Origin of the sequence: Gelidibacter algens (assembly GCF_001678675.1) — a bacterium.
Taxonomy (GTDB): domain Bacteria; phylum Bacteroidota; class Bacteroidia; order Flavobacteriales; family Flavobacteriaceae; genus Gelidibacter; species Gelidibacter algens.
Window position 1 is genome coordinate 76,951 of record NZ_LZRN01000002.1, and the last position, 12,721, is coordinate 89,671.

Sequence of the window (12,721 nt, forward strand, 5' to 3'; positions counted from 1 at the left end):
ATAAAACACGTTTTAGAAGGTCTTGCTTTATGAAGATATCATTGGAAATACTTATCTCAACCATGTTTAAAGTGGATTTGAGTTTTTTGGATGCAATATTTGCATTGAATGATATTAGTGATTTTGAGATCATCATTGTCAACCAAACAGATGAAGATAAATTACTGGTTTCAAATCGTTCCAATGTAAAAGTCATCAATTCCTTTGAAAGAGGCTCGCCTACAAGTCGTAATCTGGCCATCAGAAATGCAACTGCTGATGTGTGTTTAATGGGCGATGATGACATTGTTTATCAATCTAATTTAAAACAGCAAATCGAAGCCGCATACTTAAAGCATCCGGAAGCGGCAATGATTTCTTTTCAAGCGATTAATGAACAGGGCCAATTGTTTGCCGATTATTTTCCGGAAGGTCTTCATACTAAGAAATCCTTAAAGAAAATTTACACCTGGGTCATCTCATTTAAAAGAGAATTGTTTAAGGAAAAAGAAGTTTATTTCAATCACTATTTTGGGGTGGGATCTGTATTTAAAGGTGAAACGGAATATGCATTTTTAAGAAATGCCTATGATAAAAGTTTAAGGATGATTCATGTAGCCAAAATTATTGTGCAACATCCTAACGAGAATTCTGGAGGACAAATGGGCAGTGATAATGCGTTATTCGCACGGTCAGCTTTGGCACATCGGTTTTACGGCAATTTCAGCTATGTTTGGTTAATGAAGTATGTCTTTTTTATATTCCGACATAACTATATCACATTTAATCAAATTCCGTCTAAGTATAAAATGGGAATGAAGGGGATTTTCAAATATAAAACACTGCACAAGTCCGGTGAAATTGATGAGATTTATGAAAACTAAATTAATAGATATTCCTAAAATAGCCGATCCAAGAGGTCATTTGTCAGTTATTGAAAAAGATTGCATTCCATTTGCCATAAAACGTGTGTATTATTTGTATGATATTCCTAGTGATGCCTATAGAGGCGGTCATTCTCATCTCAAACAAGAGTCTTTTGTAATTGCCTTAAGTGGGAGTTTTGAAGTGATTGTAGATGATGGTAAAAACCGACAAAAAATAATGCTCAATAAACCAAATATAGGTTTGTATATTCCCACAGGAATCTGGCGAGAGGTTGAAAATTTTTCTTCCGGAGCTGTGTGTTTGGTATTGGCAAATACTGAATTTGATGAGAGCGAGTATATCAGAGATTATGACGACTTCATATCATCTAAAACTACTCAAGGGAATTCCTAAATTTTGAAATTCATTTTTCACTTTTAGTGCCGCTCTCAAAGCTGCTCCATTCATTTTTAGTAAAAGACGTTGCTTCGTATTTAAATTGGTAGCATGGATTTTACCAATCAATAGTTTTGCTTTCTCATGGTTACCGACCAATTTGTACTGAATCGCAATTGAAAATCTATTCAAGTCCAAATATTTCTTCAAGCTAGCATCGGATTTAGCTTCATCCTCATAAACATCCAAATTGATAAAACTTCTCAAATTGGTGTTGGAATTGGAAATGCGATTATCAGAATGCAGATTGTAGATTGCTGTTGCATTATTGCTAAAAGCCACAGGATATTTTAAGGCAATCCTAATCCATAAGTCAGTGTCTTCACCAGCGCCAAGGGTGATATTCTCATTAAAATTACCAACCATTTCTAAGGTTGATTTTGGAACCATTACCGCTGAGGTCCATGCAATGCTGTTTATGAAACAGCTTTCAAAATAATTTTCCACGATGCCCATCCAAGATGTGGTGTTTAAGATTTTGTTATATATGGAGGGGATATAAACGTTATCTTTTTTTTGTAGATAAGCGGCTGCATAAAGACCGCAGTTCGGGAACGACATAAATAGCGTTTTTAAATTTTCTAAATGATTTGTTTTCCAAAGATCATCGGCATCTAAAAAAACAAGTAATTCTGAATTGGCCTTCTTTATGCCGTAATTTCTTGCGTGAGACACACCTTGATTTTGTATATTGAAAAGTTTGATTCGAGCATCTTTAATGCTATCAACTACAATTTTACTTCCGTCAGTAGAGCCATCATTGACTACAATAATTTCGTAGTCCTGAAAAGTTTGTGCCAGTGCACTTTCTAAAGTGGCTTTGATATGCCTTTCTTTATTATAAAGCGGGATGATTATGGAAAAGAATGGCATTATCTCTTGTTTATAATTGAACAATAATATCCTAAACGATAAAAATCGAATAAAAGGATGGAAGGAGATGAAGATCTGAAATTTCTCTTCAATAAGGGTTTGGATTTTGAGAAAATGAAGGCTACCAACATGTCCAGTTTTAGTTTCTGGAGACCTTCATAAATTTGTGTTAGTCTGTAAGCATTTGTTGAAAGTTTTCCTGATGCGATTAAGATCACTAAATTTTCAATTGCATTTTCTGTTTTGAAAATAAAGCTGTCTGCACTGTCTTCAGAGTCATGGATTACCGGATTGTCAATATAGGTTATGGATATATCGTGTTTTTTCAGATCAGTAAAAAAAAGAACATCTTCGCAGCCATATTTTTTTATATTTTCATCAAAAGGGTGCGCTTGGATGACGGATTTTTTAATCAGAAAATTTGATGAACAAAATACTTTCCCATTCTTAAAATTCGATTCCCGCTTTTTGGTATAGAGCCATCTCAATTTATATGGCTTTGATGGTGGTTTATCTAGGTTGGTCATGCCACCAATAACCACATCTTCATGAAAAGATGTTAAATACTCTTTTATAAAGGTTTTTTTTTCGGATAGGAGCCTGCATCCACAAACAGAAGTTGTTCATACTGGGCGTTCTGTGCCAATAAATTTCTAATGGCGCTTCTCCCAATATTGACCTCAAGTTCTTTAAACATACAGCCACTCAAAAGATTGATTTGCTTATTTTGCTCGTTTAACCTCGACTTGGAACCATCCTCAAAAGCTAAAAGCTCAAAAGGAATTTGTAGTGCGGTTGTTTGCGTTTGAATTTCTTCAACCAAACTCACGATATTGTAATTATAAACAGGTATTAGGATTGAAAGCATATCAACAAATATGATCTAAAAATACATTTTTTAAAAGTTTAAATTTGTCTTTGCCACAAAAGATTTAAATTGCGCATATCTCTAACCTCGCTATAATGACCCTAACTGGAACAGAAGTAATTTCGAACCTTATTTATAAGAAATTAAAAAGCGAACGAGCTGCCTTGTCAGAGAATTTTGAGGCATCAAGATTAAAAATTGGGTTTTTTTACATTGATGATCTGTTGCCTGAAAATCTAGCTCAAAAGTGTTTCAGCATGTTTCCTGACAAAGCTGAAATGCGCTCTCTGAAAAGTGTAAGTGAATATAAACATGTTTCAGCGCAAATGGATAAACATGATAAGCTTTTGGAAGTGTAATATATGCGTTTCAAGATAAGAGAATTGTAAAACTTTTTGGTGAAATCTGCGGAATTGAGTCACTCTTTCCAGATGAATCACTGTGCGCAGGTGGTTTATCATTGATGGCTAAAGATAATTTTTTACATCCCCATTTAGACAATTCCCACGATGCTGAGCGTTAGGTGGAGGGTTTTAAACTTATTATACTATATTACTCCTAATTGGAAATTGGAAAACGGTGGCCATTTGGAGTTGTGGACTGATGGTCCAGAACAAAAACCTATAATTATTGAAAGTAAGTTTAACCGATTAGTGATTATGGCAACTCATGATCGATCGTGGCATTCTGTAAATCAAGTCACTATTGACAGGAACAGATGCTGTATTTCGAATTATTGTTTTAGTGATTCTTCTTTAAAATTGTCAGATCAGTTTCACGTCACCAAATTTAGAGGCCGTCCTAATGATACAGTTGCAAATATCATTTTAAATGTTGATGCACAATTAAGAATGCTGCTCAGAAGACTATTTAAAAAGGGTGTTCGTAAAAATCCTCATGTTTACAAGAAAAATTAAAATTATTTATAAACTTCAATGACCGAAACTTTGAAATTACAATTTAATTTTTCTAAGGATTTCATTACGTTTTTGAAGCAATTAAAACCGTTTCCGGAGATTGGTATCCCAACAACACATCTTCTTCCTGTGGAGTAAATGTAAGGATTGATACCTTAAAACCCACTCGTTCTAAACGTTCTTTTAACCCTTCAATGGAGTAAAGACGTACATGGTCTTTTTGACCAAAGGCCTTGAAACGCTCAGATTCTGAAACCATAGAAGCATCTTCATAAATGTTGCCATCCTTAAAAGGGGTTTGGATATAGCATTTTCCGTTGGGGCTCAAAACCCGGTACAGTTCCTTCATCGCCACAAAATCTTCTTCAATATGTTCAAGGATGTGGTAACAAATAATGGTATCAAAATACTGATCTTTAAAGTCAATTTTTCTGATGTCGAGGGTGTAATCAGCTACAAATTCATTTTCGAAATCTGTGCTGACATAAGACATGGCTTCTATTTTTTTATAAACGCGATATAGACTGCGTGATGGCGAAAAATGAAGTACGTTACCTTGTAAAGCGTTGTCTTTTAAAAGTAGATGGTATAATCTTCGTGTTCTGCTTCTGCTCCCGCAAGCAGGACAAAGTAAATCGTTAGGTTTTAATTTTATAAACCTATTGAGCTTCGTTTTACAGATTTCGCAGTGGTGCTTAGTTCCTAAATATTGAATAGCAAATAACCGTCTGAGTGCAAATTCGTGCTTTAAAAGAAACTTTTTGGGAATTAGAGCCTTAGTTATTTTTTTTAAAGCTGTATACATTTTAATTGCCTTTACGCTGTACCACTTCAAAAACCTTATTTTCGTCACATTTTAAGGTCTTGCTTGGGTAGCGCAAAAGTAAAGCGTAGTCATGGGTGGCCATTAAAATGGTGTTTCCGTTTTTATTGATTTCACGCAACACTTCCATAACTTCAATACTGGTTTGCGGATCTAAATTTCCTGTAGGCTCATCGGCTAAAATCAGTTCAGGATCATTCAGTAAAGCTCTGGCAATAGCAATACGCTGTTGCTCTCCACCAGAAAGTTCATGCGGAAATTTGAATCCTTTAGTTTTCATGGCTACTTTATCGAGCACTTTCTCAACGCGTTCCTTGATGTCATTTTTGTCCTTCCAGCCTGTGGCTTTCAATACAAATTCCAAATTGCTATTGACTGTTCTGTCGGGCAGCAATTTAAAATCCTGGAAAACAACCCCCAACTTGCGTCTCAAAAATGGAATGTCCTTTTCTTTTAAAGTTCGTAAATCAAAATCTACAACATGGCCTTCTCCCGTGGTCAGTTCCAAATCGCCATAAAGCGTTTTCATAAAACTACTCTTTCCACTTCCTGTTTTACCGATAAGATATACAAAATCACCTTTTTGTCATTTCTACATTCACTTCAGATAACACCATGCTGTCTCCCTGAAAAATCGAGACATCCTTTAATTCTAAAACCGTTTGAGACATTTTTGTACGTGCATTTTTTAAGAGTTGTAAATGTATTATTAAAATAGTCAAATATCAAATTTTTAGAACGGCAGTCTTCCGTTTACAATTCTTGGCTTCGACAACTCTATTTTTATTTCCCGCAGATCGACACGGATTCATTTCTGAGTAAGTATGCGAATTCTGCGGGAAATGTTATAATCGAGTTGGCGATAACGGTCTCAATCTGCAAAACATGAACAATCAACAGAATACAGAACGCTGAATACTGAACAATGAAGACTGAAGACTGCAGGCTGAAGACTGCAGGCTGAAGACTGCCAACTAAAATGAAGACTTTTCTTTTAATAACTCCGTGTATAATTAAACAATTTTTCCTTCGTTATAGACTCATGATTCAAGTATCTTTGATCGTCAAAAAAAAACGGACTTAATGGCTCACAAAAAATTCTCCCTCTTAGTAGGTTTCCTATTGCTTATAGGGCAAACTTACGCACAACAATCGGCAACCTATACCAATGACCTGGTAGATTACCAAAAAGCACTGACTTTGTATAACAACAAGCAGTATCAAGCAGCTCAGAGCATGTTTGACAAAGTGAAAGACGCAACTGACAATGAACAGTTGGAAGCAGATTGCACCTATTACTATGCCAATTGCGCAGTAAGGCTCAACCAGCTCAATGCCGATACCCTTATTGAAGATTTTGTTGAAAAATATCCTACAAGCACCAAACGCAACACTGCTTTTATGGATGTAGCCGATTATTATTTTGATAGTGGGAAATATGCCTATGCCAGAAAATGGTACGAAAAAGTGGATGAAGGCAATATTGGCAGGGAAGAGCGCGATCGGTTCTCATTCAATTACGGCTACAGTTTGTACACCACCAAAGATGAGGTTGAAGCCCAAAAGTATTTTAATCGGGTGTTGAATTCTAAAGAATATGGCTCCCAAGCCAAATATTATATCGGCTTTATGGCTTATGAAGGCGACGATTATAATAAGGCCAATGAATATTTTGAACAGGTGAGCGATAATGAAAAGTATCAGGAAAAACTGTCCTATTATCAAGCCGATTTAAACTTCAAGCTCGGCAATTTCGAAAAGGCCATCACACTTGCTGAAGCTCAAATGAAAAAGAGCAACCCCAGCGAAAAATCAGAATTGTCAAAAATAATTGGAGAGAGTTATTTCAATCTAAAAAAATATAAGGAGGCCATTCCGTATTTGACTGCTTACCAAGGCAAAAAAGGCAAATGGAGCAATACTGATTATTACCAGTTGGGTTACGCTTATTACAAGCAAAATGATTTTGAAAAAGCCATTTCTGAATTCAATAAAATTATTGGTGGTACTAACAGTGTGGCGCAAAACGCCTATTACCATTTAGGTGAAAGTTATGTCAATTTAGGCAAAAAACAGGAAGCATTGAACGCTTTTAGGAATGCGTCACAAATGGATTTTGATCTCAAAATTCAGGAAGATGCGTGGTTAAATTATGCTAAACTGAGTTATGAAATCGGGAATCCTTACCAATCTGTCCCGCAGGTGTTGACGAGTTACTTGGAGACATATCCTCAGAACTCAAACAAAGCAGAAATAGAAACCTTATTGATCGATTCTTACATCACTTCAAAAAACTATAAAGAAGCCTTAAGATTGTTGGAAGGTAAAAGCAGTTTTGAAAACAAAGTCGCTTATCAAAAAGTGACCTTTTATAGAGGGATTGAGATTTACAATGAAGGTGATTATAAAGAAGCAAAAGCCTTATTTGAAAAATCCATTAAGGAGCCGAGGGATGCAAAGTTTACCGCCAGAGCTACATTTTGGAAAGCTGAAACAGATTACAACATCGGGAATTATGATGAAGCCTTAATCGGTTTTAAACAGTTCAAACAGCAAAGTGAAGCAGCTGGTGCCCCTGAAATGACCAACATCGATTATAATCTGGGTTACACGTATTTCAAACAGAAAAACTATTCAAAATCTACTGAGCATTTTAAAAGTTTTGTCAACGAGCGTAAGGATGATAAATTACGATTGAACGATGCCTATTTGCGATTGGGCGATGGTCATTTTGTGTCATCAGACTATCAAGATGCTATTTCAGCATATGATAAAGCCATCGCATTAAAACAGATAGAACCAGATTATGCCGATTTCCAAAAGGCAATGAGTTATGGGTATATCGGTCAGGGTAGCACTAAAATTCAGGAATTGAACAGTTTCATCAATACCTACAGCAAATCGTCCTTAAGAGATGACGCGATGTATGAATTGGCAAATTCTTACGTGAAAGCGAACCAAAACGAAAAAGCAATTACAACCTATGACCGTTTGAATGCCGAGTATAAAAATTCAGTGTTCAATTCAAAATCAGTGTTGAGACAAGGTCTTATTTATTACAACGCCAGTCAGAATGATCAGGCGTTGACCAAGTTTAAAAGCGTGGCTAGAAATTATCCAAGTAGTGAAGAAGCAGTGCAGGCAGTTGCTACAGCCCGTCTGATCTATATTGATTTGGGACGCGTTGACGAATACGCAGCATGGGTAAAAACTTTGGATTATGTAGAAGTGACCGATGCTGATATGGATAATACCACGTACTTGGCGGCAGAAAAGCAGTATTTGGAAAACAAGACCGATAATGCTATTAAACAATTCAATACGTATTTGAACCAATTCCCTAATGGAATCCATGCCTTAAAATCGCATTTCTATCTGGCCGAGTTGTATTCTAAAAAATCACTCCCAGAAAATGCGCAACCGCACTATGAGTTTGTGGTTAACAAACCTAAAAGTGAATTTACAGAACAGGCCATCGTCAAGCTTTCAGAAACGTATTTGAATAGCTCGCAATGGAATAAAGCCATCCCACTTTTGAAACAGTTGGAAACCGAAGCCGATTATCCTCAGAACATCATTTATGCCCAATCGAACTTGATGAATGCGTATTATCAGCAGGAAAAATATAAAGACGCAGAAAGTTATGCTGAAAAAGTTTTATCGCGTTCAAAATTGGACAATAAAGTGCGAAGCGATGCGCAGATTATTATTGCACGTTCTGCCATCAAAACGGGCAACGAATCTAAAGCAAAATCAGCGTATGCTACAGTTGAAAAAATCGCGACTGGCGCATTGGCGGCTGAAGCTTTATATTATAACGCTTACTTTAAAAATAAAGAAGGTAGTTATGACGCCTCCAATACCACGGCACAAAGATTGGCTAAGGATTTCAGCAGTTATAAATACTATAGTGCTAAAGGGTTGGTGTTAATGGCGAAAAATTTCTATGCCTTAAAAGATGCGTTTCAGGCCACTTATATTTTGGAAAGTGTTATTTCAAATTTTCCTGAATTTAAGGATGTCGTCCAGGAAGCACAAACACAACTCAATATCATCAAGGCTGAACAAGCAAAAACAAATTCATCAATCACTACTGAAAATTAATTCCTTTAAAACAGGAAATTGGAGATTGGGCAGAGCCAATCTTTGAAAAAAATCTAGATTATCAATGCCTTTAACTGTTGGAATTTGGACTTTTATTTTTGGAATTTAAACTTATAAGAATGCTAAAACAAATCAAATATATGTTCACCATTACAGTCTTGACAAGCGCTGTAACATTTGCACAAGAACGCACCAAAGACACTTTAGATCCTGAAGTAGTTACCGTAGTCAAGGCCTACACGCCAACGGTTGCTGACGCTTTCAAAATAAAGGAAACTCCCACTTTGGATGATAAAACCAACACGACTAAAAAAGAGATCAAATACAATATTTTTTCCATTCCGGTAGCCTCAACCTTTACGCCAGCAAAAGGAAAAGCAGAAACGGTCAATAAACCAAAATCTGTCAAATTATATGATAATTACGCTTCATTGGGCATAGGCACCTACACCACAATTTTTGGGGAAGTGTATTTAAACCACGAGTTGGGCAGAGGCGAAAATGTAGGTGGTTATTTTACACACCACTCGTCTAGCGGCGGGATTGAAGACCTGCTTATGGATGACGATTTTATTGATACCAAACTCAATGTCAACTACAGTCAGCGGCTGCGTGATTTGTCATGGACCGTTGATGCCGGTGCGTTATATCAAAAATACAATTGGTACGGACTTCCGCAGCCTTACTTTGATGCCACAACTGCAAATACGCTCAACGGAAGTCATACGTTTTATGGTGGAAATGTTGGCGGAAAAGTGAAGTTTGAAGATCTATTGATTAAAGATGCAAGTGCCCGGTTTAGAAGATTTGGAGACAATCAAGGTTCTGGTGAAAACCGCTTTATTGTAAAGGCATCTGCTGATGTTCCTATTCAGGATGAATTGATTTCGACTGAAGTCACCATCGATTATATAGGAGGCGCACTTGATAGAAATTTTTATACTAATGAAGAATTAAAGTACAGTAATATCAATTTCGGAATTGCACCAACATACCAATTGACGGAGGATGATTTGACTCTTAATTTGGGGGTGAATATCGTCTACATGAACAATACTGAAGCTGGAGACAGTGATCTCTATATCTATCCAAACATTACGGCAACCTATAGATTGGTGGACGAACTGATGATTGCGTTTGGTGGCCTTGAAGGTGGGCTGAAGCAAAATTCCTATTATGATTTTGCACAGGAAAATCCGTTTGTCTCGCCTACGCTTTTTGTAGCACCAACTGATCAAAAATACAATGCATCTGTGGGCCTAAAAGGAAAACTTTCCAATAGCATTGGCTATAGTGTTAGCGGGAATTATTTAAATGAACGCAACAAAGCTCTGTACGTAGCAAACCCCGTATTTATTGGAGCTACTGAAGATTATCAATACGGAAATTCATTTGGAATGGTCTATGATGATGTGAAAACCATATCCTTTGCAGGTGAACTGAATGTAGATGTCAATCGAAATTTTAAATTAGGCGTCAAAGCTGAATACTTCTCTTACAACACCGATACCCAAGCTGAAGCATGGAACTTACCTGATTTAAAGGGCTCCTTGTTTTTGGATTATCAAATTGACGACAACTGGTTTGCCGGTGCAGGTTTGTTTTACGTAGGGGAGCGTAAAGACCAATTTTTTGTATCAGGTTCTTTAGTGGCACCTCCTAAAGAGACGCTAACTTTGGATAGCTATTTTGATGCAAATGCACATGTTGGGTATCGTTTAAATGAGCAGCTGTCATTTTATTTAAAAGCAAACAATATCGCTAATCAAGATTATGAGCGTTGGTTGAATACCCCAGTGCAAGGCATCCAGGTGTTGGCTGGAGCGACCTATCAGTTTGATTTTTAAAGAGAACAGAACAGAACGCTGATGACACAGATGTAAAAGATATCCGCGGGTTTAAATTCCAGATTAAATCCTATTTTATCATAAACAAGCAGCGTCATCAGCGTTCAATGTGAAGCATACAACAGAGAAAGCTCGAGCATTTTACATAAAAAAAACCTTAAACATCTCAATACAACAAAAGCATCCACATCTCGGATGCTTTTGTTATTTTTACAACACGATCATACTAACAGAAACCAATCTCTAAAATGAAAAAACTAGTTGCCATTTTTCTTATTACACTTATTTTTTCTTGTGAAAATGAAAAAATTGAAGTGGATTCTATCGTTATCAATGCTAATATTTATACCGTGAATGACAGCTTTGACCAAGCCGAAGCGTTTGCCATAAAAGACGGAAAATTTCTTGAAATAGGAAGTTCTCAAGTTATTCAAGACAAATACGCTTCAAATAATATAATTGATGCCAATGGGCAAACCATTGTTCCGGGATTTATTGATGCCCATTGTCATTTTTTGGGAATGGGGCTCAATCAACAAGCCGTCAACTTGGTGGGCACAAAAAGTTTTGAAGAGATCATTCAGCGTATTAGCGATTTTCAAAATGAGAAAAATCTTGATTTTATTACCGGTCGTGGTTGGGATCAAAATAATTGGGAAGTCAAAGAATTTCCTAATAAAGCCTTGTTAGACGAATTGTATCCTGATACACCCATCGCATTAACACGTATTGATGGTCACGCTATTTTGGCCAACCAAGCAGCTTTAGATTTAGGAAATGTGACTGTTGATAGTAACGTTGATGGGGGCGAAGTTGTCATTGAAAACGGTCAGCTTACTGGTGTTTTGGTGGATAATGCAGAAAATCTAGTCATGGCCTATTGGCCAAAATCTTCCAAGAAGGAACTGATAAATGCACTTTTGGATGCACAGAAGATATGTTTTGATTACGGACTGACCACTGTTGATGATGCAGGTTTGTCCCAAGAATCCATTGAGCTCATCGATAGTTTGCAACAAACGGGCGATTTGAAGATGCGTATTTATGCGATGGTTTCTGGTTCAAAAGAGAATCTCGATTATTACTTGAAAAAAGGCACGAGTAAAACAGAAAAACTGAACGTGAGCAGTTTTAAATTTTATGCGGATGGTGCTTTGGGTTCAAGAGGAGCCATGTTGAGAGCGCCTTATAGTGATAAACCCAACCACTTCGGATTGATGGTTACTGATCTGGAAACCTTTAATAACGCTGCAGAACGTATTGCTAAATCTGAATTTCAGATGAATACGCATGCTATTGGAGATTCTGCAAATCATGCGGTTCTGCAAACTTATAATAAACTCTTAAAAGATAATTCTGACAGACGCTGGCGTGTGGAGCATGCGCAAATTATATCTCCTGAAGATTTTGACTTGTACAAAAACGTCATGCCGTCTATTCAACCAACTCACGCTACTTCTGACATGTATTGGGCGGAAGATCGACTAGGAGAAGAACGCATCAAAGGCGCTTATGCCTACAAGCAGTTATTGGACGCTTACGGTAAGGTGGCCTTAGGAACTGATTTCCCGGTGGAGCAGGTGAGTCCGTTTTTGACATTTTATGCCGCAGTAGCACGTCAGGATTTAAAAGCATTCCCGAAAGATGGCTATCAAATGGAAAATGCACTGAGCAGGGAAGAAACTTTAAAAGGAATGACCATTTGGGCAGCTTATTCCAATTTTGAAGAAAACGAAAAGGGAAGTATCGAGAAAGGGAAATTTGCGGATTTTATAATTCTTGATAAAGATATTATGACTGTTGAGGTGCATGACATTCCAAATATCAAAGTGGAGAACACTTTTGTGGGAGGAGAAAAACAATAATTTTTTGTCTGCGTCAATCCGCGAAATCTGCGGGAGGATTTTCATTTCAAATCTAGTTTGAGTGCGAATTTTTTTTTCCGCAGATGGCGTGGATAATCGCAGAATACACGCAAATTATTCTC

The 12,721-nt window shown here is 36.9% G+C and carries 11 protein-coding genes and 1 pseudogene; 7 read left to right on the forward strand and 5 right to left on the reverse strand.

Translation table 11 applies throughout. The features are described from left to right. Window positions 1–29: 29 nt before the first annotated feature. Both A9996_RS01230 and A9996_RS01235 read left to right on the forward strand, forming a co-directional pair. Entirely contained in the window at window positions 30–863 is an 834-nt protein-coding gene (locus A9996_RS01230; RefSeq protein ID WP_111625729.1) for a glycosyltransferase family A protein, read from the forward strand. Beyond that, entirely contained in the window at window positions 853–1,260 is a 408-nt protein-coding gene (locus A9996_RS01235) for a sugar 3,4-ketoisomerase (RefSeq protein ID WP_066430246.1), read from the forward strand. The genes A9996_RS01230 and A9996_RS01235 overlap by 11 nt, the downstream gene beginning before the upstream one ends. On the opposite strand, the gene A9996_RS01240 is transcribed toward A9996_RS01235, so the two are convergent. The 3 genes from A9996_RS01240 to A9996_RS01250 are packed head-to-tail and all read right to left on the reverse strand — an operon-like array spanning window position 1,231 to window position 3,043. Then, on the reverse strand, window positions 1,231–2,175 hold the full coding sequence (locus tag A9996_RS01240) for a glycosyltransferase family 2 protein (RefSeq protein WP_066430247.1): 945 nt from the start codon (window positions 2,173–2,175) through the stop codon (window positions 1,231–1,233). The two genes, A9996_RS01235 and A9996_RS01240, sit on opposite strands and share 30 nt — an antisense overlap. Beyond that, window positions 2,175–2,702, reverse strand: coding sequence for a hypothetical protein (locus A9996_RS01245; protein WP_066430044.1), 528 nt, complete (start codon window positions 2,700–2,702; stop codon window positions 2,175–2,177). Before A9996_RS01245 ends, A9996_RS01240 begins: the two co-directional genes overlap by 1 nt. Window positions 2,703–2,746: 44 nt before the next feature. Continuing rightward, complete coding sequence (locus A9996_RS01250) at window positions 2,747–3,043, reverse strand: glycosyltransferase family 2 protein (RefSeq protein WP_066430046.1); 297 nt, start codon at window positions 3,041–3,043, stop codon at window positions 2,747–2,749. Window positions 3,044–3,138: 95 nt separating this feature from the next. Here A9996_RS01250 and A9996_RS20355 point away from each other — a divergent pair, with 95 nt between their 5' ends. Together A9996_RS20355 and A9996_RS20360 are read left to right on the forward strand one after the other, a co-directional pair. Continuing rightward, the gene (locus A9996_RS20355; RefSeq protein WP_245905249.1) at window positions 3,139–3,402 is read left to right on the forward strand and encodes a hypothetical protein; all 264 of its coding nucleotides are present in this window, start codon (window positions 3,139–3,141) and stop codon (window positions 3,400–3,402) included. Between the two features lie 150 nt (window positions 3,403–3,552). After that, window positions 3,553–3,960 carry a 2OG-Fe(II) oxygenase gene (locus tag A9996_RS20360; RefSeq protein WP_245905248.1) on the forward strand — a complete coding sequence of 136 codons (408 nt, stop codon included), beginning with the start codon at window positions 3,553–3,555 and terminating at the stop codon, window positions 3,958–3,960. A gap of 64 nt (window positions 3,961–4,024) precedes the next feature. Here the strand turns inward: A9996_RS20360 and A9996_RS01260 are convergent, their stop codons facing one another. After that, window positions 4,025–4,765: a class I SAM-dependent methyltransferase gene (locus A9996_RS01260; RefSeq protein WP_066430048.1), complete on the reverse strand. Its 741-nt coding sequence runs from the start codon at window positions 4,763–4,765 to the stop codon at window positions 4,025–4,027. Window position 4,766: 1 nt separating this feature from the next. Next, a pseudogene (locus A9996_RS01265) lies at window positions 4,767–5,454 on the reverse strand (cell division ATP-binding protein FtsE). Window positions 5,455–5,866: 412 nt separating this feature from the next. On the opposite strand from A9996_RS01265, the gene A9996_RS01270 reads away from it, so the two are divergent. From A9996_RS01270 to A9996_RS01280, 3 genes are all read left to right on the forward strand, one after another. After that, a complete protein-coding gene (locus A9996_RS01270) occupies window positions 5,867–8,887 on the forward strand; it encodes a tetratricopeptide repeat protein (protein WP_066430054.1) in 3,021 nt (1,006 codons plus the stop codon). A gap of 119 nt (window positions 8,888–9,006) precedes the next feature. Then, window positions 9,007–10,734: a porin family protein gene (locus A9996_RS01275; protein WP_066430249.1), complete on the forward strand. Its 1,728-nt coding sequence runs from the start codon at window positions 9,007–9,009 to the stop codon at window positions 10,732–10,734. A 248-nt stretch (window positions 10,735–10,982) separates the two neighbouring features. Beyond that, on the forward strand, window positions 10,983–12,599 hold the full coding sequence (locus A9996_RS01280) for an amidohydrolase (RefSeq protein ID WP_066430055.1): 1,617 nt from the start codon (window positions 10,983–10,985) through the stop codon (window positions 12,597–12,599). Window positions 12,600–12,721: the final 122 nt, after the last annotated feature.